This window comes from Roseofilum halophilum BLCC-M91 (genome assembly GCF_030068445.1).
Classification (GTDB): Bacteria; Cyanobacteriota; Cyanobacteriia; order Cyanobacteriales; family Desertifilaceae; genus Roseofilum; species Roseofilum halophilum.
Genome location: NZ_JAQPOK010000066.1, coordinates 1 through 22360, shown reverse-complemented (window position 1 = coordinate 22360; position 22360 = coordinate 1). Strand labels below are relative to the sequence as shown.

Genomic DNA, 22360 nt, shown 5'->3' with positions numbered 1-22360 from the left:
AAAAATTTTTCGCCCCTAGCAGATGCAATGACAAGGGTTGAGTAGGTTTAGGGGCAATACTGATGTTTATGTTACTGAATGGTTTATTAAAAAGCCGCCGTCAGGGGCGCAGAAATCAGGGGTTTACGTTGATTGAGCTGTTGGTGGCTTTGGTCGTTTCCTCGATTATGATTAGTAGCTTGCTGGGGTTTATGGTGGATATTGTCAGGAAAGACCGCAATGAGCAGGTCAAATCTGCAACTCAGCAAGAGATTCAATCGGCGGCCGATTATATCCGCCGAGATTTGGAGACGGCTGTCTATATCTATGACGGAGAGGGACTAAGGGCGATTTCGGGTAATTATAGTACAACAGAATGTACCAATCCCCAATCTCCAGGTTCCTATACGCCTCCAGCTAGTTGTAGCCAAATTCCAGTGATTGCTGATGGGGAAGGAATACCTGTCCTAGCCTTTTGGAAGCGGAAATTTTTAGATAAAGAGTTGAATGTTACGGTTAAAGAAAACCCAACGAGTAGACAAGTTGGACAGTTAGTCAAGTTACCTAATGGTGATTTTAATGACCAAGATTATCAAGTCTATGCTCTAGTGGTCTATTATCTCACGAGGGATAGTAATAACACTTGGTCGAATGCCATGCAGATTCGCCGGGTTGAACTTCGGGATGGGATTGTGGATACGGGTGGCAACCCTCAAGATGGAGAGGTGAATAGCGTTAAATACGATCTGCAACCTAGTCCTGGATATGCCAATTTTGACCTGTCGATATCTGGGGATAGCATACATGAGAAGATGAATAAATGGCAGAAAACGGCTACGGCATTTGACTTGAGTAAAACGCCGATACAAGTCTTAGTCGATAACATTGACCATACAACCTTAGCCGATTTGCCTACAAATACATCTTTTCCGAATACTGTGGATTGTCAGGCTGCTTTCCCGAACAAAGAAGCTCCTACTCCTGCTCCTACAGCTCCTGATGAACCTTGGCAAAGTCCGAATTATGGTGCGAGTGATTTTCCGACTGCTTTTGATGGGTTGAAGACGGATAGCTTTTTTACTTGTGTAGATTCCGAGGCGGGAGTGGCTCAGGTTTATATTCGAGGCAATGCTTTAGCTCGGATTAGTCCGACCGATCCAGACAAATATGAGCCTGGAAATGATCGGGTGATGTTCTTTTTCCCGACGACGAGTATGCAAACGAAAATTCGGGGACGGGTTCAGTAGTTAACAATTAACAATTAACAATTAACAATTAACAATTATAACCATGATAGAAGAGTTTTAGGGGAAAGGGAGATGAATCGGAAAGTGAGACCAATCCAACAGAAATGGGGCAGAACTTGGCTCCATAAGCTCCAGTCAATGGCTAGGAAGAATGATTGGAAACGCGAACAAGGGTTTACGTTGATTGAGTTAATGGTTGTGGTGGCGCTGATTGGGATTTTAAGTGCGATCGCCACTCCGAGTTGGTTGGGTTTTGTGCGCCAACAACGGGTGACTGCGGTTAATGATGGTGTATCTTTGGCCCTACGGGGGGCACAACAGAAGGCGAAAAGCACGAAACTAGCCCAGAGTGTGAGTGTGCGAGTAACGGATGAAGGAATTCCCCAAATCGCGGTTCATCAGAAGGATCGTAGGGCGGATGATTTAACGGATCGAGAGTGGGAAAATTTGGGGTCAGACCAGGGAGTTTCTGGAGACCAGATATTGTTGTTTACGAATCTTGAAGTTAATGAGCCAAGTAGTGATGAAGAGAATGATGGTTCTAAGAATAACTTAGATGACAGCATTGCCGAAGATGCTTACCCTAAACCCAAGGGAAACAAAGGCCCGGTTACGATTGTTTTCGATCAAGATGGGAATTTAGATCCTTTAACCAGTCCTGATATAACTATCGGTACTCCTCCTAATCACACAGATAAAGGCTTAATTATTGGTGTGGCTGTTCCCCGTGGGGACGATCCGACGAAACCGGTGGATAATACGCGGCGCTGTGTGGTGGTGAAGACGTTGTTGGGGGCGATGGAGCTGGAGGATGAGGCGAATTGTGAGCCTTGGCCGTAATCATTGAGTGGGAGAATCTGGGGGTGGGGGCAGGTTCGGGGAAGCGATCAGGTTTTAATGGGGATCTGAGTGAACTTACTCCTACAAGGGTATTGTAAACTTTAATTAAAAATATAGTTAAACAGAGTTATGTATAGTAAATTATAGTCACTGCATCGATCTGACTCGGCCAAAAAAGCAGGAGTCGGAAAGATAGCATAGATTGATTGAGATGTAAATGTGTTCAAGACTGTAACTTTTAATCAACCGGGAAACTTTGTCCTTTTGTTGAACATGGCAGACTCGAAAAAATTCTCATCAGTTGAAGAAAAGCCTAAGAAAAGCATTCCCAAATGCCTTTAGAGGCTATGGGATAGAGAGGTGCGTAGTTCACCCAAGGAGAATTAATCTCTCGAAGCCAAAATGAAGGGGATTTCTGAAATGGAATCCATGTCTTGTTTATATCTGACTATATTTTGGTTAACTATGTCAAGACTTACCATGGTGTCGTCAGTGGAGAGGCGATCCTAGGGGCGAACATCTTCAAGGATTTTTTTGCGGGGATTCGTGATATTGTTGGTGGGCGATCGGGAGCTTATGAGCGATCGCTCCGAGAAGCAAAAGAGACAGCCTTGAAGGAAATGACGGCGGAGGCTCAGAAAATGGGCGCAAATGCGGTTATTGGTGTGGATCTTGATTATGAAACCATTACTGTTTCTGGGGGCAGTAGTATGCTGATGGTAGCCGCGAGTGGAACGGCTGTGAGCTATCAATAAATCCATGTCGAGAGTTCCCCATGCCATGGTAGCTAGTGTAATTTTAGCCGGGGGTCAAAGTTCCCGCATGGGAGAAGATAAGGCTCTGATCCCCTGGAATGGGGTTCCTTTGCTGCAACGGGTATCGGAGGTGGCGGCCCAATGTACGGATCAAGTGTATATCGTTACCCCCTGGCCAGACCGTTATCAGGCGATCGCCCCTCAACATTGCCAATGGATCGGCGAGTCCAACCCTGGAAAGGGGCCCTTAGTTGCCCTCTCTCAAGCTTGGCAACATATTGACCATCCCTGGATTTTACTCCTGGGTTGTGATTTACCCCAATTAGACCCGACCCTTTTACAGCACTGGATCGGTCAACTCGATCGGATGCCTGCATCCACCTTAGCAGTAGTTCCGCGCCAGGGAAAAAACTGGGAACCCTTGTGTGGATTTTATCATTCAACCCTTCAACCCCGGTTAAAATCCTTTATCGAAAGTGGAGGTAACGCCTTTCAACACTGGTTATCTTCATTGCCAGTAGAATCCTTGCCCGTGGATGCCAGAGTCGCTCAAATGCTCCACAACTGCAATACACCCGAAGATTTAAATTAAAGAGTAAGAAAAAGAGTAATAAAAAGAGTAATCACCAACATCAAAACCGCCCCAGGGTTTTTCTCCCCCAGGGCAGTTTGTGTGGATTTCAGATTGCTGAGATAGAGTGAATCCAAAATCCAAACCTGTGATCGGATCGAGTCCGGTTAATGAGTTAAGAAGCGGGCAAGATGCCCCCACTCCTGACAACCTGAGATCTTTCGGAGTGGGAGCGTCTCGCTCCCTAGCTCCTTAATTAAGGTTGTTTTTCCGGACTTGAGATCAGTCAGCTTTAGCGACTTCCAACACCTCATCCATAATCGTTCCAGACTGCTCCATCTTGCTGATATCCAAGATAGTCTTGAGAACAGAATCCGGGTTCAAACTCATGGAATCAATGCCGAGTTCAACCAAGAAGCGGGCGAACTCTGGATAGTCACTCGGTGCTTGACCGCAAATACCAATCTTGCGATTGTGTTTCTTGGCAGCTTTAATGGCAATTTGTACCATCCGGCGAACGGCTTCGTTGCGTTCGTCAAAGATATGGGCAACCAACGAGGAGTCACGGTCTAATCCCAACGTTAACTGGGTTAAATCGTTAGAACCGATGGAGAAGCCATCAAAGACTTGGGCAAATTCGTCGGCATAGATGACGTTACTGGGCAATTCGCACATCACGTAAACTTGCAAACCATTTTCACCGCGTTTCAAGCCGTTGCTTTCCATTTCTGCCAATACTTTGCGACCTTCATCGGGGGTGCGGCAGAAGGGAATCATGGGAATGACGTTGGTTAAGCCCATTTCATCCCGAACCCGTTTGAGAGCTTTACACTCTAAGGCATAGGCTTCGCGATAGTTGGGGTCGTAGTAGCGGGATGCACCACGCCAGCCAATCATCGGGTTTTCTTCCTTGGGTTCAAACTGACGACCGCCTAAGAGGTTGGCATATTCGTTACTCTTGAAGTCCGACATCCGTACAATCACGGGATTGGGATAGAAGGAAGCGGCAATCATGCTGATGCCATGGGCCAGTTTGTCTACGAAGAAGTCGGGTTTGTTGTCGTAGAGGGCGGTGAGTTTGGCGATTTCCCGTTTGGCTAACTCGTCTTCGAGTTCGTTGAACTTCAGTAGGGCCAAGGGGTGAGCTTTAATGTGGTTGGCGATGATGAACTCTAAGCGAGCGAGTCCAACGCCGTCACAGGGGATAGAGGATAAACCGAAGGCTTCATCAGGGTTGCCCACGTTCATCAAGATTTGGGTGCGAGTCTTGGGTAGGTTGTCGAGTTGGGTTTCGATGACTTCAAAGGGTACAAGACCTTTATAAACCCGTCCTTCTTCACCTTCGGCACAGGATACGGTTACCTCTTCATCGGTGGTGAGCAGTTGGGTGGCATCTCCACAACCGACGATCGCCGGAATACCCATTTCCCGTGCAATAATAGCTGCGTGACAAGTCCGACCGCCTTGGTTGGTGACGATGGCACTGGCTCTCTTCATGATCGGTTCCCAGTCGGGGTCGGTCTTGTTGGTGATTAAGACTTCACCGGCTTGGAATTCGTCGATGCGGTGAACATCCATGATCACTCGTGCTTTTCCTTGACCAATCATTTCACCGACGGCGCGACCGCGAACCAGGATGTCTGATGTGCCTTTGAGTTTGAAGTTTTTGAGGATACTACCGGATTTTTGCGATTGAACGGTTTCTGGGCGGGCTTGAACGATGAACAGATCGCCGGTAATGCCGTCTTTTGCCCATTCAATGTCCATGGGGGTGTAAGTGCCCCGCACTTCGGAGTAGTGGTCTTCAATAATACAAGCCCATTTGGCTAACTGAAGGATTTCATCGTGGTTCAGGCAATATTTGCCCCGTTCAGATTCGGGAACGGAAACGTTTTTGGTCAGTTTCGATCCGCCGAGATCATAGACCATTTTCAGTTCTTTTGTACCCAGGCGTTTTTCTAGAATGGGACGATAGCCGTCTTTGAGGGTGGGTTTGAAGACGAAGTATTCGTCGGGGTTGACTGCGCCTTGTACGACGTTTTCCCCTAAACCATAGGCGGCGGTGACGAGGGCTGCGTTTTTGAAGCCGGTTTCGGTGTCGATGGAGAACATCACACCCGAAGAGGCTAGGTCAGAGCGCACCATTTTTTGTACGCCGACGGATAGAGCGACATCAAAGTGGTCAAAGCCTTTGACGGTACGATAGGAGATGGCGCGATCGGTGAAGATGGAGGCGAAGCATTTATGGCACGCTTTGAGAACGGCATCTACACCATAGACGTTGAGGTAGGTTTCTTGTTGTCCAGCAAAACTGGCATCAGGCAAGTCTTCGGCAGTCGCGCTAGAGCGCACGGCTACGTCTGTTTCGTTGAGTTCTCCGCTATCGCCTTTGCCGTACCACTCGCACATTCTTTCGTAGGCTTTGGCGATCGCCTGTTGCAGATCTTCCGGGAATGGGGTGTCGAGAATGAGCGATCGGGCTTTTTTACCCCGTTGCCGTAAGTTGGGCAGGTCTTCGACATCAAGATCCGCAAACAATTCACGCAGCTTGCTTTCTAAGCCAGCGTTTTTAATGAAGTAGCGATAAGCATAGGCAGTGGTGGCAAATCCATTGGGTACAATTACGCCTTTTGGGTTCAATTGTTGGATCATTTCTCCTAGGGAGGCATTTTTTCCTCCAACTAGGGGGATATCGCTGATTCCAACTTGTTCAAACCAAAGAACGAACGCTTCATTTTTTTCGGCTTCACTGGTTATATTTCCTACGGCTAAGGTCTGAGTCATGGTTCAATACCCTCCATGGGTTTTCAATTGAATTTGATTGAGTCAGGCAGTACAGTACAGTCATACTTTTTAATGGAGTTTTGTTTCTGTATCCTGCCTTAAAGGTTAAGAGAGATTAAATTCTCTCTCGATTTGTATCAACTTCTGCAATTTTGGACTATCAACTAACAGTTATCGATCGCTTCAAACCTTTATATACTAAGGCTTTGGCGTTAACTGTTGAGCAATTGCCCGTGATAGTGGCTCTGGATTCACTCTTCTTACAGGCTATTACTTTCTATTAAAATTACAAGATAGTTACGCCCTGAATCCTTACTTACCCAAAGGGAAAAAATAGGATGTGGTCAGGGATACAAACATCTTTAAATAAACATTAAGGTGAGTGATATTCGCGTATGAACTATCAACCTAACGCAGTAGAAGCAGATGTCTCTATCCCAGAGTCTCCCTGTTTTGTACCCAGTTGTCCCATTCAGTTTGTGCTGGACTTGATTAGTTCTAAATGGTCAGTGTTGATTTTGCGGGAACTGTTCCAGGGCGATCGCCGCACCCATGCTCTTCTGGATGCCTTACCGGGTATTAGTTCTAAAACCCTCACCCTGCGTTTGCGAGAACTAGAACAGCATGGATTGATCAAACGCACCGTATACCCAGAAATTCCGCCCCATGTGGAATATTCCCTGACCGACAAAGGCCGAGAACTCAAGCCGGTTTTACTTTCTCTGAAAGAACTTGGAGAGCGATGGTTAGAACAATCTTGTTCGTGCGATCGCATCAGTAACAGTTGATGAACCTCAGCGTTCAATTTCCCATAGACTGCTGTGAGCGCTCACTTTTACAGCAGTTTTTGCACTAACCATCAACTCAAAGCTGCAACTGAACATATTTCTATTCCCCATTCCCTATGCCCGATTCCCTTATACAATGGGATCTTGCCATGCCACCTAGAAGTGTTCTATGACCTCTGAAAAGCAACCTCTGACGATTAAGCAAATTGGGCTATTGTTCTTAACGGCGATCGCCCTGAGTCTGGTGACTCTATTTCTGTACAACAGTTGGAGTCAACCCCAGTTTCAAGGTCAGTTAGAACTCTATCAGACGAATCTACTGCTAAATGCCTCTACATGGAAAGGTGAAAATCTAGACCCCCAAACCCAAGGAGTGTTGCGCCAAACCCTGATCGGGGTTGAACCGGTATCAACGGCGATCGCCCAATATGAAGACGCTCGCCAAGATAGCCAAAAGAATCTCCAGAAAACGGATCGGGAATTGACCGAGCTAATCCAGCAACCGATCGCCAATCCAACCCAGCAGCAAACCCTACAACAGGCGATCGCCACTACCGAAGAGTCTTTAGAGAAGATCGATCTCAATTTGGGTCTTTTAAAAACCCAGGTAGACGAAGTTCCAGAAGCATTGCAACTCTGGCAAACACTAGCCGACGATCCCAAATCAGTGAAGGGAGATACGGCAGAGGTTTTAATCGAGTTATGGCAAGATCCGCCCCAGATTCTCTCCGATGCCGAGTTGATGCTAGATGGGGAGTTATCCGGATGGTTTCGCTATCAGGCATTGACGCAACTTTATCAAGTCCAGGGTGAAGAATTAGCCTTAAAAGAGTTAGAGAATCAGCAACAGGCGATCGCCTTCCACGCCATCCGCAAACTCCTGATTGTAGCTGGGGTGCAGTCAGTCGGCATATTCCTAGGAACTGCCTTATTAGCCTTCATAGCCGTGCAATGGCTCATTCAACGCAAAGACTCTTGGTTATCCCAAAATCAGGGTGTCACTGAAGTTCCCTGGAATTGGGAAACCATTTTATTAGTCATAGTCGCTGGCTTTTTCTTCATTGGCCAACTCATTTCTCCGGTCATTTTCCGGGAATTCTTAAGTCTGTTTTCCTTCACCCGTGGCAGTGGTATTCGCGCCGATGCCGTGATTATTTTAATGTCCTATTTAGTCAGCAGTGCCGGAGCGTTGGGGGTGTTATATGTGGCAGTGAATCCCTTTCGTCCCCTACCCCAAAACTGGTTTAAGTTTGAAATCAAAGGATCGGGAATCGCTTGGGGAATCGGCGGGTTTCTGGTAGCCATCCCCGTGGTATTATTAGTGTCGTTAATTAATCAAACCCTATGGCAAGGTCAAGGGGGGAGCAATCCGATTTTACCCTTAGCCCTGCAAGGCAATGATTGGGTGGCGATCGCCTGTTTCGCCTTTACCGCTTCCGTTGCTGCACCGGTGTTTGAAGAAATTATGTTTCGTGGTTTTCTACTTCCCTCCCTCACTCGCTATGTTCCAGTGTGGTTAGCTATTGCCTTGAGCGGGTTGGTTTTTGCGATCGCTCACCTGAGTTTATCAGAAGTCATTCCCCTCACCACCTTGGGCACGATCATGGGAATCGTCTATACTCGTTCCGGTAACTTACTCGCCCCCATTCTCCTCCATAGTTTATGGAATGGAAATACCCTGTTAAGTTTATTTCTCCTAGGCAGTAACTGATCTTAACTTAACCCATTACCCATTACCCTTCTACCGCGCAAAGCACCATATTGCCATGTCTCCTGAACTCATACAAACCACCCTCAACAGTTACTTCACCCAAATGAGTGCCATGAACCCCGAAGGGTGGGCTGAACTCTTTACCCTCGATGCTACAATTGCCGATCCCGTAGGCAAACCTCCAGTTATCGCCCATCAAAAAGCCACCGCTTTTTTCCAATTTCTAGCCCAATTTTACCACCGCCTAGAAATCACCCCCGAAACCCCATTTATTTCCGGTACAGGGGCAGCCGTCAAATGGCAAATGAACGTTGTTGCTAAAAACGGAAAAACCGCCCAAGCAGAAGGAATTAGCGTATTTGACTTGAATGAAGCCGGTAAAATAACAGCCTTAGCGTCCTATTGGGATGAACCCGGACTCATTGCCCAACTCAAAGGTGGTTAGGTTTCAGATCCGCCACAGCGCCAAGGGCACTATACTGATCGAAGGAAACGGTACACTATTATTAATAATGATGGAATTTCAACCTACAGATACGCCACGGTTAGATTGGACGGGAGATGCCCTTGCTCTGGGCTTTTTTGAAGATGCGGTGGAACTGAGTGCAGATCTGACGCAACTCGATGAGAAGCTAGACGGCGCTCTGGCTGAGTTGATTGAAGATACGGAGTTTAAAGGTAAAGACGGTAGCACGATTTTTATCCGGTTAGGGAAAAGATACCCCATCCGCAAACTGATTTTGGTGGGGTTGGGGAAAGGGGAAAAGTTGAGTGCAGATACCCTGCGTCAAGGGGGAGCAGCCGCCGCGAAGTTGGCGCAAAAGGAACGCTGTCAAACTTTGGGTATCAGTTTACCCCTGTTGAATGAGGATCGCCCGTTAACGGCTCAGGCGATCGCCGAAGGCATTGAGTTAGGCTTACACCAGGATACTCGCTTTAAGTCGGAACCAGAGGAGAAACCTCCAGAGTTGCAAACGGTGGCGCTGTTAGGCTTAGGCGGTACGGAAGCAGCCCTAGAGAAGGCGAAAATGATTTGTTCTGGGGTGATTTTAGCACGGGAATTGGTGGCAGCTCCCGCCAATGAGGTCACCCCGGTTACCTTAGCAGAAACGGCAAAGGCGATCGCCTCTGACTATGGTTTAGAAATCGAAGTTTTAGGGCAAAAAGAATGCGAAGACCTGGGAATGGGCGCATTTTTGGGCGTGGCTCAAGCCTCCGATCTGCCCCCCCAGTTTATCCATCTCACCTACAAACCCCAAGGCACACCGCGCCGCAAGTTGGCTATTGTGGGTAAGGGTCTAACTTTTGACTCTGGCGGCTTGAATATTAAAGCTGGCGCAGGCAGTAGCATCGAGATGATGAAAACTGACATGGGAGGCGCAGGAGCTACATTAGGCGCAGCCAAGGCGATCGCCCAGTTAAAACCCGATGTTGAAGTTCATTTTATCTCCGCCGCCACCGAAAATATGATTAGCGGCCATGCCATGCATCCAGGGGATATCCTCAAAGCCTCCAATGGCAAAACCATCGAGGTCAATAATACCGATGCTGAAGGTCGTCTGACTCTGGCGGATGCCCTGGTATTTGCCGAAAAACTGGAGGTAGAGGCGATCGTCGATCTTGCCACTTTAACCGGCGCTTGTGTCGTTGCCTTGGGCAATAAAATTGCCGGGTTATGGACAGCCGATGACACCCTAGCCGCCGACTTTATGAGTGCCTCCGAACTGGCTGGAGAACAGTTTTGGCGGATGCCCTTAGAAGAGAGCTATTTTGACAGCATGAAATCCGTTGTTGCTGACATGAAAAACACCGGAGCAAGGGCAGGCGGTTCCATTTCTGCGGCCCTGTTTTTGAAGCAATTTATTAAGGAAACCCCTTGGATGCATTTAGATATTGCTGCCCCCGTTTGGACGGATAAAGATGACCGTTACCATAGTGCCGGTGCAACCGGTTTCCCCGTTCGCTCTTTGGTGAATTGGGTGTTGAGTTAAGTTAGGTAGGGTGCGTTGCTACCGGGGGCGACACCATCATAGGTAGGGTGTGTTATGCGGTCAGAAAATGCGAATGGTTACAAATCAATGGTATGTCCGCATAACGCACCATTTCAAATCGCTCTAGTCTTTTTTCCTAGATTTGCCCTAAAATACAGGTTTGCTCTAAAATAAAAATGATAATCATTCTAGTAAAAGTCCATGATGATTCTAGGAAAGAAGGTCAGTCCGTTGGCGATCGCCGTTTTCACGGCCCTATCTGTAGTCAGTTGTGCTTCCAACTCCAGCACGGAAACCGCTACAGGGGAAAATACAGCCGTTGTGGAAGAGCAAGACAACTTGGAGGTGGTAACCACATTTTTGCCGATGACCCAATTTACGAAAGCAGTGGTTGGCGATCGCGCAGAAGTCACACAATTACTACCAGCGAACGTCGGCCCCCATGACTACCAAGCCAAACCTGCGGATGTTCAGGCGATCGCCCAAGCGGATATTTTAATCAAAAATGGCTTAGAACTAGAATTTTACTTGGATGACATGATTAACAATGCCGAGAATAGCGATTTAATCATCGTTGATTCAAGTTCTGGTATTGAACCCTTGAGGTTGGCAGAAAAAGACCATGAGCATGACCATGACCACGATCATGACCATAACCATGACCATGAACATGACCACAACCCTGCTCACGATCATGGAGAATTCGATCCCCATATTTGGCTCGATCCCAAACGAGCCATTCAGCAAGTCGAAAACATCCGTGATGGTTTAATTGCCGCCGATCCAGAAGGACAAGAAATTTATACTCAAAATGCTGCGGCATTTATCGAGCAACTCAAAGCCTTAGATGCTCAAATTACCGAAAAACTGCAACCTTACGCCGGCCAAACCTTTATCACATTCCATGATTTCGCCAGTTATTTCGCCCAGAGCTATGGTCTCAGGGCTGAATTTTTGGTAGACATCCCCGCAGAAAACCCCTCTCCAGAAGATGTGCGTCGTTTGATCGAAATTGTGCAAGCCGAACAGATCAAAGCCTTGCTGCAAGAACCAGGAATAGGGACTAAAGCCTTTGAAACGTTAGCTCAAGATCTCAAAATCAAAGTTAGCATTTTTGATCCCATTGCCATTGGAGAAACAACCAGCACTCAACCGACGGTTTATTTGAGAAGGATGGAAGAGAATGCGACTAATTTAGTCGAAGCTTTAAGTGACTAATCTCTTGCGGCCTAGAGTTCAAAGTTAAAAATAAACCAAAGGATTGCTAAAATTAGGAAGCGATCGCCGATCATATTCAGAACAACTCTATTCAGGACGTATACAGGAATGCTCAAGCAACTGAATCTGGATCGGTCTCTCGACAAGCACCGCTACAAAACAGAAATAGAAGATCTGATGCAACAGTTGCGATCGCTTCAACATGCCTGTTGGGAAAAAAAATTACCTATGATCATCGTGCTAGAAGGCTGGGCAGCGGCCGGTAAAGGCCCTCTGGTCAAAAAAGTGATCGGTTATATGGACCCTAGAGGATTTGCAGTCCATCCCATTTGGCCCCCCAATGCCGAAGAAAGAAACTATCCTTTCCTCTGGCGATTTTGGCACAAAATTCCCCACTACGGCAGCATTGGCCTGTTTTACCATAGTTGGTATACCCATGTCCTCGAAGACCGGCTATTCGATCGCGTCCAAGAATCCCAAGTCCCCGCCCTAATGCGCCATATTAATGCCTTTGAGCGGCAAATGAGCGATGATGGCTGTGCGATCGCCAAATTTTGGATTCATCTGAGTAAAAAAGAACTCAAACAACGGCTTAAAGCCTATGCCAAAGACCGGCTCAATGCTTGGCGAGTCAGGGAAGAAGATTGGCAGCAGGTAAAACGGTATCACAACTATCGGATGCTGGCAGAAGAAATGATCGTTCAAACCAGCACCGGGTTTGCCCCCTGGACATTAGTCGAAGGCAACTGTCAACGCTGGGCCCAAGTCAAAGTCTTACAAACCGTCGCCGCTACCCTGCGAGAAGCCCTAGACCGTCGCCAAAGCCAGCTCATTCCCGCTCCCTTACCTCCCCAAGAGCAATTAGAACCCACAGAACCCGATTTTCTAGCGCGGGTCGATCTGAGTGCATCTTTATCCAAGAAAGAGTATAAGAAACGGCTGAAAAAAGCCCAAGTCAGATTACAGGAATTGCAACTGAAGATTTTTAAGGCTAAATTGCCCGTATTAGCCCTGTTTGAAGGATGGGATGCCGCCGGAAAAGGAGGAGCCATTAAACGCCTCACCAATAATCTAGACCCTCGCAGTTATGAAGTGAGAGCATTTTCTGCACCCAGCGCAGAGGAAAAAATGCATCATTATCTGTGGCGGTTTTGGCGGGATTTACCCACGGCCGGCAAAATTGGTATTTTTGACCGCACCTGGTATGGTCGCGTCTTAGTCGAACGCATTGAAGGCTTTGCCACCGATACCCAATGGCGCAGGGCCTATCGGGAAATTAATGAATTTGAAGCCATGCTCACCAATGCTGGGTATGTTTTAGTTAAATTTTGGCTCCATGTGAGTCCAGAAGAACAGTTAAGGCGATTTGAGTCCCGTCAGGATGACCCCTTTAAGCGCTATAAATTAACCGATGAAGATTGGCGTAACCGAGAAAAATGGGGATTATACGAAGTCGCAGTCAATCAGACCATTGGCCGCACCCATACCCCCAATGCTCCTTGGACAGTGGTCGCTGGCAACGATAAGCTCTATGCGCGAGTCAAGGTATTAGAATCGGTGATTGAGGCGATCGAACTCGGTTTGAGACATTAACGTTTACAGATTGGGCAAGGTATCAAAATTTCAACTTTTTAATTGAAATTATAGCGCTTTCTGCTTCGCAGACATGAAACGCGCGGTAATAGGTAATGGGTAATAGGCAGAAGTGTTGAATGTTAAGAATAGATGATGGCATTATTTACAAAAACACACCCGACAGTATAAAAGCAAATCTGCTACAATTTGATTAACTGACCAAATCCATCAAGGTAATTCACCATGAACTTACAGCAATTAAAACAATACCGCTCTAACATTATAAAATTAGCTGAACAATATCACTCTACTAATATTAAAGTATTTGGTTCAGTGGCTAAAGGTGAAAACACTGAAAATAGTGACATTGATTTTCTGATCGATCCCACCCCAGAACAAGATTTATTTGATGTCATTCGCTTACGAAGAGCATTACAAGAATTGCTGAAATGTGATGTTGATATTGTGCATAGTACAGCATTACATCATACCATTAAACAGGAAGTTTTATCTTCGGCAATTCCCCTATGAATAAACAAAAATCTCCTCTATTTTTTCTTTATCACATTAAAGAATCTATTGAAGCGATCGCCATTCATATTCAGCACGGGAAAGAAAGTTTTTTAACCAATCGAACAGTAAAAATGGCTGTACTTCGTGAACTAGAAATTATTGGTGAAGCAGCCAATAAACTCCCTGATGAATTAAAAAATCAGTATCCTTCAGTACCTTGGCGGGATATTACAGACTTTAGAAATATTCTCGCTCATCATTATTGGGCAATTGATTTAGAAACCGTCTGGAATATTATCCATAATCCTGATAAATTACCTGACTTAAAAACTCAAGTAGAAACTTGTATTCAGGAGTTAGAAAATCGATCGCCTTCGACACCCAACCAAAAGTGAACGCAGAAACCCGGTTTCTAACCCTCAATCTCAATTTCTCCCCCCTTGTCAGCTACCTCTTTTCATCTTCAGCATCTGAAGGTAAGGCTAACTTGATATTGATATCAATGGAGATGGTGTGTTGTTCAACCCCTAAATTGACAATTTTGACTAATGGTTCAATAGGTACAGAAGAATTAGTCTTAGATGTTACAGAAGATCGAGATTGCCTTTTGTATCCCGCATCTTCCAGCAAGTGATCGATATTTCTCCAGTTCTCGATCTTCCGGCTCGGTACATCCGGGAGTTGTTTTAGGTATGGATATAAGGTTTTACAAACATAGACTTCAACCCCCTTTTCGCTTTGAACCAGTTTCTTTGCTATCTCCCTAGGACTACAACCACACAATAACCCGCGCAAATAAAGCTTTTCCCGTTCAGTCAATCCCTTTCTAGCACGAGGGGAACAGAGTCGTTTTGCTTCTGCCAAATCTCGGTACAGTCGTTCGAGATCCCAACGATCTGCTGCCTCAGAAAACATCTCATCACTAGACATTGCCAGGGTTTGAAGTATGTTGATAGTGTTATCCTAACCAAAAGTTACAGTCTCGGTTAGTCGTTGAATAGTAGTAACTAGCTTAACATAGGTAGTGGCGACCAGTCTATCTTTAGTCTAAGTGACTTTTTTTGGGGGCGATCGCTCAAAGGCAGCCAAAGACAGGGTAAACATGGAAAACATGGCAAAAGTAACAGAGTGTAAAGTTTTTGGACATCAGCCCAAGCACAGTGGTTTGAATCTCACTTTACTGCCTCAATCTCTGCTGGACAAGCTGCGTCAGGTTTGTAGCGCCGATCCTGTTTTTGTGGAAATCACATCAGTTCCTAACGGTACGATAGCTTATGGCTATGCCTGGTATGAAGAAAACGAGCATTTGGAGAATCCTAGCACCGATCGGTGGGCGATCGGACTAGAGCCAACCTTGATGGATACTTGCTTAGTCAGTCCGGGGGATGTGGTTCAATTAAGAGCCTTGAGAACAGATGAAATTCAAAATGCCATCAGCTTAGAAGTACAGGTACTCGGTGAAAACAAGGATAAAATCCAGACCGAAGAAGACTTAGAATGTGTCAAAAATCGCATCCTAGGAGGGGATGTAATCTTAGCCAAAGACAGCCGATTTATCGACTAGACATTTTGCAAAAATATGTCAGAGGTATGGATTTAAATCCAGACATTAATCTACAATCCTGGGCTAAGAAAACTTCTGGTTATGTTGGAGCAGATTTAGCAGCTTTGGCAAGAGAATCAGCTATTCGTTGTTTAAGGCGAGTGTTTCAGCTTACCCCAACAGGAAATTATGCTCAAATTGGAGAAGTTTGTATCACCAATCAAGACTTTTCAGAAGCATTCAAAGAGTTACAGCCTACCACTTTAAGAGGTTTACCCAGTCAGTCCGATCCTAAATCATGGGATGAACTGCTAGGCTTGACTAGCATTAAAAATAGACTTTTAACTCTGATAGAGCCACCGATTAATACTCCAGAGCAACTCAAAGAGATAGGATTAACACCACCAACAGGAGTGCTTTTAGTGGGTTCTCCTCAATCTGGAAAGAAGTCTTTAGCTTTAGCTCTAGCCGCTAAACTCAATATTCAGTGCCTTTCTGTCAAAAGCTTGGATTTTATCCATCCAGACCCTAATAACTCACTGCCAACCCTGGGAGAGATATTTCGTAAAGCTAGGTTATCAGCGCCAGCTATTATTTTGCTAGACAAAATAGACCTAGTATTCTCTACACAGTTTAGAGAAACAAGAGAAAGCTTTTTGTTCGCGGAGGATTTAGTCGATGAAATAAGAAGAAATCGGCTGTATGAAAATGTATTTGTCATTGCTACAGCCAGAACAGTTGAAGGTTTACCACAAATTTTGCTCGATCCCTCTGTATTCGGTCATGTCCTTTATATACCCATTCCTGCCCAGGAGGATTATGAAGTGATTATCCGATCCAAACTGGGTAACTACTTCAGATCTGACATAGAGTACAGGGACTTAGTAAAAGCTGTGAAAGGTTTAAATAGTGGAGAGGTCATTTATGTTTGTGAAGAGTGTTTGAGAATGTCTCTGAGAAATGGTACAGCAAGTCTTGATGATTTCAAGAAAGCTGCCCAAATCGTAAAAGAGAGTAAAGCGGCGATTTGTTCGCCCTAATTACAACAATTGTTAACTCAATAGGACGAAAGATAATGAATCAACGACAACAACAAGAGCAACTTCAGTTTAATCTTCAGATAACTGATGATACATGGGAACGCTTACTTTGTGCATTGGAACGTTTGGAACAAGTAACTGAAGGTCAGCAGAGTCCCAATGCAGTTGCTACCCGCCTAGATCGACATAAAGACAAAGGAAATATACAAGAGTCTGCTCTCGCTGATAACAAGGAACCGGGACCGGCTTCCCAATGGTATCACTCAAAACCTGGTTGTAATGGTAAGATTCAGATTGGGGACGATGCACAAATGAAGTGTGCTAGTTGTGGGGAGGCTTTTCACCTAAAAGTTGCACGATATGCACACGAAGGTTATCACACTGATTATAGAAAAACTACACCAGCACACTTTGCTAGTGCTATTTCTACAGCAGGTCAGGTCACAAGCATTGCTGGAAGACAATGGCTGATCAAGCTGCTCGAAAACATGGGAGAGGATTGGTAAATAACGATGTCTACAGATCAAGATCAACCCATAACCGTTGAATATCATGACTTAGTTGCCTATCCTCCTGGGTCAGAACCGACAGAGCAGTACCAATGGTTACATTTCCAATGTGAAAATCCCCTTCAGATTGGAAATGATGGCACAATTCGTTGCGAGAAATGCAAGATACAGGAATCAGCATTGACTTGGTACATCAGAGATGAAACGCATCTCTCAGAAAATGCTCCCGAAGTCAAGCGGCTAGATATGCCATCTGTGACATCATTTGGTGGTCAGATCGCAAGTATAGCTGGGGCAAAATGGCTGAGAGAATTTCTGAGTCGCTTTACGGAGGAGGAATAACGAGGGAAACTTGTAACCATCTTTTCGCTTGGTTGGGAAGTGTCTATAACCAACAAGAGGCGATCGCTGCGATCGCCTTACGTTGAATCGCTTTCAGTCAAATCTGATGTATAGTTCCTCAGAGTAGCCGCCGTTTCAGTCAGGCTAAGAGATTCCAGATTAGCCAGGTAATCATTGAGGGTCATAGGTGGATTCTTTAGACGGGTACGAACAATTTTGATAGCCCGGCACACCGCACTAGGATATAACTCCAGAAGATTAACTATAAATTGATCTGGGTGTTGAGCTTGGATGCCCCAAGGAGCCAGTATATCGTTGGGAAAGTCCTTGAGATTATAAGTAACAATAACATCAGCATGGCCAGCGATCGCGGCCGCAAGTACATGGAGGTCATCTGGATCTGGAAGCTCAAGGCTGGGAATAATCGGTTCGTAGTTTGTCACCAGAGCGTCCTTAACCGCAGCATCCATAGCGCGACGTTTACGAGCAATCATACTATCAGAAATCTCAGGGCGATTCTTCTTAACAGCTCTGATCCATTCTTCATGAATAGCATCTGACCATCTAGCCTGAAACGTTCCGGTCAAAGCAAGCTGTAAAAGCAAATCGCACAGGGGCATTGGGTACAGGACGCACGCATCATAGAGAACAATCAATTGGCTCATGATATAGAGTATCCACCCATCTCCTGATGCAAAGCGGCCAGTTCATCAAGAGCTTGGTGACTCTCCACAAGACTCTTACGTTTGAACTCAATTAAATCAGCAAAGTCAATCATTCGGTGCTTGCCAAGACGAGAGTAAGGCAGTTCACCCTTATTGCATAATTCAACCACAAAAGGCTCGGAGACATTGAGAAAATCTGCTGCTTTCTGGGTTGTCAATTGAGCATGGTAGGGAATGAGCGTGACTGCATTACCTTTGCTCATTTCTTGAAGTAAATCAATCAGTAAACTGACGGCTGGTGCTGGTATTTCAACGGGGATAGTGTCAGATCCCTCTTCTATAATACGGATTTTCAGAACCTCATTTTCTGCATAAGCTGCCAGTTTCTGTGCTGTTTCCGCAGCCAGACGAATATCATTCTTACTAGGCTGAATAGGTTCTTTCATGCAACTAAACCTCATTAGTCTCGACTAAAATTTTCATCCAAAAGTACCCCGTAGTTTTAATTATACCTACAGGATATTTTAGTTAGTAGTATAGCCTTTTTCTTTTGCCTGAAGTATAGCCCTCACCCCCAACCCCCTCTCCCGTGGGAGAGGGGGCGAAAAATTTTTCGCCCCTACAGCTATGTCTGATTCTAAAACCAATCAACCCTCAATCTCAATTTCTCCCCCCTTGTCAGCCACCTCATAGCCAAAGACGCGGGAATAAAAGTAAAATTCGCCATCAAGAGCGCGTTTAATGTTTTCCGCTTTGCGGAAACCATGTTGCTCGCCTTCAAAGGTGACATAAGCAACGGGTAACCCCTTTTCTTTTAAGGCATTGACCATCATTTCCGCTTGGTTGGGGGGAACGATTTTATCTTCGAGTCCTTGGAAGAAGGCGACGGGACAGGAAAGTTGTGCGGTAAAATGAATGGGCGATCGCTCAACATAAACATCTTTACGTTCTGGATAAGGCCCGATCAAGCCATCCAAATAGCGCGATTCAAACTTATGGGTATCCGTGGCTAGAGCTTCTAAATCGCTCACTCCATAGTAACTCGCGCCCGCCTGAAACGTATCCCGGAATGTCAGAGCGCATAATGTCGTATATCCTCCCGCGCTTCCCCCAGAGATAGCTAACCGATTTTCATCTACCTTACCCTGTTCGGCCAGATACTTGGCTCCATTGGCGCAATCATCCACATCCACAATACCCCAGGAGCCATTCAACCGTTGGCGATACTCCCGACCATATCCAGTGCTTCCCCCATAATTGACATCGAGGATAGCAAAGCCGCGACTTGTCCAATATTGCAGCTTCAGATTAAATCTACTCGATGTTGCTGCTGTCGGCCCTCCATGACTTTTCACCAATAAAGGTGGTTTTTCCCCTTCTGGCGCTTGATAGTCTTTATTTTGGGGCGGATAATAGAAGCCATAAGCGGTTAAGCCGTTTTCCGTGGGGAAGGAAATGGACTCTGGAACGGAAAGATAACCGGGATCAATTTCGAGCTGGCTAGACTTATAGATAATCTCTAGATTTTCCCCCGATATATCCAGTTGAATTAAGGCGCTCGGTTGGGTGGCTGATGCTGCTGACAGGATAATCTGATTTCCGCGCACTTGAGGAGCAGATAAACTGCTGTAGGGAGTCGGAATAACTGTTAGGGTTTTGCTGCGGGTGTTGACTTTAGCCAGCGTATCATTCCCCTTTTCCGAATAGATGCAAATGATCGTTTCTGCATCAGCAAAGGTGTAGGTACTCATGCCAAAGACCCATTGGGGAAGCCCAAACTCGGCGTTTTTGGGGAAGAGCGGGTCTATAGAGCTACCCTTCCAGCGATAGAGGTTCCACCAGTTGGTCGAGTCGCTCACAAAATACAATACCCCATCCGGAGACCATTCGGGTTGAAAGATCGATTCCGTCGTACTTCCCGCCACCAAGGTCGCCGTGCCTAATGTGCCATCCTCATTCACCGGCGCAACCCATAACTGGGTCCCGTCCCAAGGCATATTCGGATGATTCCAGCAGATCCAGCAGAGTTGGGAACCATCGGGACTTAACCGGGGACAGGCGTAAAAATCATAGCCTTCAGTCAGGGTGGTGGGGTTACCCGTTTCTAGGTCAATGCTGACAATGCGGTTAACGGGTTCTCCTTCTGCGCTATGGTCTTCTTGCACAGAAATCAGACAGTTGCGGCGCGAGTCTAAGCGAAAGTCAGCATAACGGCATGGACTTTCCCCCGTCAAGGGTTGGGGATCTTCGCCCACGGGTTGCCGATAGAGCTGTTGATCGGCAAAATTCACAAAATAGACTGCTCGTTCGTCTATTAAATAGGAGCCTCCCCCATATTCATGAACCCTGGTTCGCACATTGTAGGACGCGGGGGTAATGTCCTGGGTTTGTCCGTCTGGAGTGCGTTGGACAATGACACTGCGTCCTCCTTCACTGGGGCGACCTTCTGACCAGTAGAGGTCATCTCCATCAATACGAGGGCTGCCGAGGGCGATCGCACCTGCCACAATTAAGTCTGAGGTAATGGGAGATTTCCAAGATCCGTAGGGACTCATTTGGGGTTCAGTCATAGGGGAGAGGGAAATAAGGTCTGCAAGACCTATGGTAATCGGGAATGGGTCTTGTTGACATCCTCCCCATCCACCCAGATTATGGGGTAAAATGCAGACCGCAACAGATCGAGTAAAACCTCATGACTACCCGTGTTATCCTCGTCCGCCACGGTCAAAGCAGTTATAATGCCCAGCAACGCATTCAAGGCCGTCTTGATGACTCCGTACTCACGGAACAAGGCAAAGCTGATGCTAAGTTGGTGGCGGCTGCACTCCAAGACATATCCCTAGATGCCATTTATTCGAGTCCCTTGCAACGCGCTCGACAGACGGCTGAAGAAATTGTCACTCATCTTGGCTCTTCCCTCACCATCGAAAGCCCAGAAACCTTGTTAGAAGTCGATCTTCCCCTATGGCAAGGGATGCACAGAAAAGATGTGCAAACCCAATTTGCCTCAGAATATGAGGTTTGGAAGCGTCAACCGGAAGCCTTCAAAATGGTGATTTCTACCCCAGAAGGCCCCAAGGAGCATTATCCGGTGGTGGCGATGCATGAACAAGCGAAACAGTTTTGGCAAGATCTTTTAGCCAAGCATCAAGGACAAACCGTGGTTGTAGTGGCCCATAATGGCATTAATCGCTGTTTGTTGAGTACGGCGCTGAATATTTCTCCAGCTTATTATCAGTCTATTTTGCAATCTAATTGTGGTATTAGTGTCCTCAATTTTCCTGGAGGTTGGGGAGATGGGGCGCAATTAGAATCGATGAATCTGACCAGCCATTTAGGGGTTTCGTTACCGAAATTTAATCAACCGGAAGGGATTCGCCTGTTGTTGGTACGTCATGGGGAAACCCAATGGAACCGGGATAAGCGTTTTCAAGGGATTAAGGATATTCCCTTAAATGAAACGGGGAAAGAACAGGGACGCAAAGCGGCAGAGTTTTTGAAAGATGTGCGTTTAGATTTTGCGGTCAGTAGTCCGTTATTGCGCCCGAAGGAAACAGCAGAATTGATTTTAGAGAACCATCCTGGAGTGGAGTTACAGCTTAATCCGCTCTTGGCAGAAATTAGCCATGGGTTGTGGGAAGGGATGTTAGAGAGCGAGATTGAAGCGGCTTATCCGGGGATGTTAGCACAATGGCAAAAGTCGCCGGAAACGGTGCAAATGCCAGAGGGGGAGAATTTAGAGCAGGTTTGGGAGCGGGCGATCGCCGCTTGGAAGAGTATTCTGGAATCTGCTCAACCGGGAACCACAGGGATGGTGGCGGCTCATGATGCGATTAATAAGGCGATCGTGTGTCATTTATTTGATTTAGACCCCCAATATTTCTGGAATTTCAAACAAGGAAATGGGGCAATTACGGTGATTGATTATCCCTATGGCGCACAGGGAAAACCGATGCTCAAATGCCATAATATTACCTCTCATCTCAATGCAGGTATTTTTGACCGCACAGCAGCCGGAGCGTTATAGCGCTTCGCGCAGTAATCGGTAATAGTAATTTATCATAGGGTGGGCAGGAGAAGGCAGCAAAATGATTTAAAACTTGCCAGCATACCCTGCCCACCTTAATCATATAATAAGGATCAATCATTTACAGCGTTTTTCGATGTTATGAGGTACAGTAATCGAAATGTTCCTTGAGAGTGTTGTCCCATGAAAAGCCTGAAAAATGGGGATTATAGCGTGAAAAATGGTTTTCCCATTACCAATTACCCATTACCCATTACCGCGC

Annotated in this window: 22 protein-coding genes and 1 pseudogene; 18 read left to right on the top strand and 5 right to left on the bottom strand. The window is 46.2% G+C overall.

The window, feature by feature from the left end:
• Nucleotides 1–62: 62 nt before the first annotated feature.
• The 5 genes and pseudogenes from hpsC to PJF56_RS07810 all read left to right on the top strand — a co-directional run bounded on the left by hpsC (nucleotide 63) and on the right by PJF56_RS07810 (nucleotide 3413).
• Entirely contained in the window at nucleotides 63–1226 is a 1164-nt protein-coding gene (gene hpsC, locus PJF56_RS07825) for a hormogonium polysaccharide secretion pseudopilin HpsC (RefSeq protein WP_283762096.1), read from the top strand.
• A 138-nt stretch (nucleotides 1227–1364) separates the two neighbouring features.
• Complete coding sequence (locus PJF56_RS07820; protein WP_283762095.1) at nucleotides 1365–2066, top strand: prepilin-type N-terminal cleavage/methylation domain-containing protein; 702 nt, start codon at nucleotides 1365–1367, stop codon at nucleotides 2064–2066.
• A gap of 313 nt (nucleotides 2067–2379) precedes the next feature.
• Nucleotides 2380–2472, top strand: a pseudogene (locus PJF56_RS22105) (IS200/IS605 family accessory protein TnpB-related protein); the annotation flags it as partial.
• A gap of 28 nt (nucleotides 2473–2500) precedes the next feature.
• On the top strand, nucleotides 2501–2821 hold the full coding sequence (locus tag PJF56_RS07815; protein ID WP_283762094.1) for a heavy metal-binding domain-containing protein: 321 nt from the start codon (nucleotides 2501–2503) through the stop codon (nucleotides 2819–2821).
• 4 nt (nucleotides 2822–2825) lie between these two features.
• Nucleotides 2826–3413, top strand: coding sequence for a molybdenum cofactor guanylyltransferase (locus PJF56_RS07810; RefSeq protein ID WP_283762093.1), 588 nt, complete (start codon nucleotides 2826–2828; stop codon nucleotides 3411–3413).
• A gap of 261 nt (nucleotides 3414–3674) precedes the next feature.
• On the opposite strand, the gene ppsA is transcribed toward PJF56_RS07810, so the two are convergent.
• Nucleotides 3675–6176, bottom strand: a complete 2502-nt coding sequence (gene ppsA, locus PJF56_RS07805) for a phosphoenolpyruvate synthase (RefSeq protein WP_283762092.1) — start codon at nucleotides 6174–6176, stop codon at nucleotides 3675–3677.
• A gap of 395 nt (nucleotides 6177–6571) precedes the next feature.
• On the opposite strand from ppsA, the gene PJF56_RS07800 reads away from it, so the two are divergent.
• The 8 genes from PJF56_RS07800 (at nucleotide 6572) to PJF56_RS07765 (ending at nucleotide 14367) form a co-directional block, all read left to right on the top strand.
• Entirely contained in the window at nucleotides 6572–6964 is a 393-nt protein-coding gene (locus PJF56_RS07800; RefSeq protein WP_283762091.1) for a winged helix-turn-helix transcriptional regulator, read from the top strand.
• Nucleotides 6965–7133: 169 nt separating this feature from the next.
• A complete protein-coding gene (locus PJF56_RS07795) occupies nucleotides 7134–8675 on the top strand; it encodes a CPBP family intramembrane glutamic endopeptidase (protein ID WP_283762090.1) in 1542 nt (513 codons plus the stop codon).
• Between the two features lie 55 nt (nucleotides 8676–8730).
• On the top strand, nucleotides 8731–9120 hold the full coding sequence (locus PJF56_RS07790) for a nuclear transport factor 2 family protein (RefSeq protein WP_283762089.1): 390 nt from the start codon (nucleotides 8731–8733) through the stop codon (nucleotides 9118–9120).
• Nucleotides 9121–9190: 70 nt separating this feature from the next.
• Nucleotides 9191–10666, top strand: a complete 1476-nt coding sequence (locus PJF56_RS07785) for a leucyl aminopeptidase (RefSeq protein ID WP_283762088.1) — start codon at nucleotides 9191–9193, stop codon at nucleotides 10664–10666.
• A 201-nt stretch (nucleotides 10667–10867) separates the two neighbouring features.
• Nucleotides 10868–11884 (top strand): metal ABC transporter solute-binding protein, Zn/Mn family, encoded by a 1017-nt coding sequence (locus PJF56_RS07780; RefSeq protein WP_283762087.1) that lies wholly within the window; start codon nucleotides 10868–10870, stop codon nucleotides 11882–11884.
• Nucleotides 11885–11992: 108 nt separating this feature from the next.
• The gene (gene pap, locus PJF56_RS07775) at nucleotides 11993–13477 is read left to right on the top strand and encodes a polyphosphate:AMP phosphotransferase (protein WP_283762086.1); all 1485 of its coding nucleotides are present in this window, start codon (nucleotides 11993–11995) and stop codon (nucleotides 13475–13477) included.
• A gap of 225 nt (nucleotides 13478–13702) precedes the next feature.
• A complete protein-coding gene (locus PJF56_RS07770) occupies nucleotides 13703–13990 on the top strand; it encodes a nucleotidyltransferase family protein (RefSeq protein ID WP_283762085.1) in 288 nt (95 codons plus the stop codon).
• Complete coding sequence (locus PJF56_RS07765) at nucleotides 13987–14367, top strand: HepT-like ribonuclease domain-containing protein (protein WP_283762084.1); 381 nt, start codon at nucleotides 13987–13989, stop codon at nucleotides 14365–14367. The genes PJF56_RS07770 and PJF56_RS07765 overlap by 4 nt, the downstream gene beginning before the upstream one ends.
• A 52-nt stretch (nucleotides 14368–14419) precedes the next feature.
• Here the strand turns inward: PJF56_RS07765 and PJF56_RS07760 are convergent, their stop codons facing one another.
• Entirely contained in the window at nucleotides 14420–14902 is a 483-nt protein-coding gene (locus PJF56_RS07760; RefSeq protein ID WP_283762083.1) for a helix-turn-helix domain-containing protein, read from the bottom strand.
• A gap of 181 nt (nucleotides 14903–15083) precedes the next feature.
• Here PJF56_RS07760 and PJF56_RS07755 point away from each other — a divergent pair, with 181 nt between their 5' ends.
• From PJF56_RS07755 to PJF56_RS07740, 4 genes are read left to right on the top strand one after another with little or no spacing between them, the layout of a single operon-like run.
• Complete coding sequence (locus tag PJF56_RS07755; protein WP_283762082.1) at nucleotides 15084–15536, top strand: hypothetical protein; 453 nt, start codon at nucleotides 15084–15086, stop codon at nucleotides 15534–15536.
• Between the two features lie 5 nt (nucleotides 15537–15541).
• On the top strand, nucleotides 15542–16555 hold the full coding sequence (locus PJF56_RS07750; protein ID WP_283762081.1) for an AAA family ATPase: 1014 nt from the start codon (nucleotides 15542–15544) through the stop codon (nucleotides 16553–16555).
• Between the two features lie 35 nt (nucleotides 16556–16590).
• Nucleotides 16591–17061: a hypothetical protein gene (locus PJF56_RS07745; protein ID WP_283762080.1), complete on the top strand. Its 471-nt coding sequence runs from the start codon at nucleotides 16591–16593 to the stop codon at nucleotides 17059–17061.
• A gap of 6 nt (nucleotides 17062–17067) precedes the next feature.
• Nucleotides 17068–17406: a hypothetical protein gene (locus tag PJF56_RS07740; RefSeq protein WP_283762079.1), complete on the top strand. Its 339-nt coding sequence runs from the start codon at nucleotides 17068–17070 to the stop codon at nucleotides 17404–17406.
• 77 nt (nucleotides 17407–17483) lie between these two features.
• Here the strand turns inward: PJF56_RS07740 and PJF56_RS07735 are convergent, their stop codons facing one another.
• From PJF56_RS07735 to PJF56_RS07725, 3 genes are all read right to left on the bottom strand, one after another.
• Nucleotides 17484–18071, bottom strand: a complete 588-nt coding sequence (locus PJF56_RS07735) for a PIN domain-containing protein (RefSeq protein WP_283762078.1) — start codon at nucleotides 18069–18071, stop codon at nucleotides 17484–17486.
• A complete protein-coding gene (locus PJF56_RS07730; RefSeq protein ID WP_283762077.1) occupies nucleotides 18068–18517 on the bottom strand; it encodes a helix-turn-helix domain-containing protein in 450 nt (149 codons plus the stop codon). Before PJF56_RS07730 ends, PJF56_RS07735 begins: the two co-directional genes overlap by 4 nt.
• Before the next feature lie 201 nt (nucleotides 18518–18718).
• A complete protein-coding gene (locus PJF56_RS07725; protein ID WP_283762076.1) occupies nucleotides 18719–20641 on the bottom strand; it encodes a S9 family peptidase in 1923 nt (640 codons plus the stop codon).
• A 122-nt stretch (nucleotides 20642–20763) separates the two neighbouring features.
• Here PJF56_RS07725 and PJF56_RS07720 point away from each other — a divergent pair, with 122 nt between their 5' ends.
• The gene (locus PJF56_RS07720) at nucleotides 20764–22098 is read left to right on the top strand and encodes a histidine phosphatase family protein (protein WP_283762075.1); all 1335 of its coding nucleotides are present in this window, start codon (nucleotides 20764–20766) and stop codon (nucleotides 22096–22098) included.
• Nucleotides 22099–22360 lie beyond the last annotated feature (262 nt).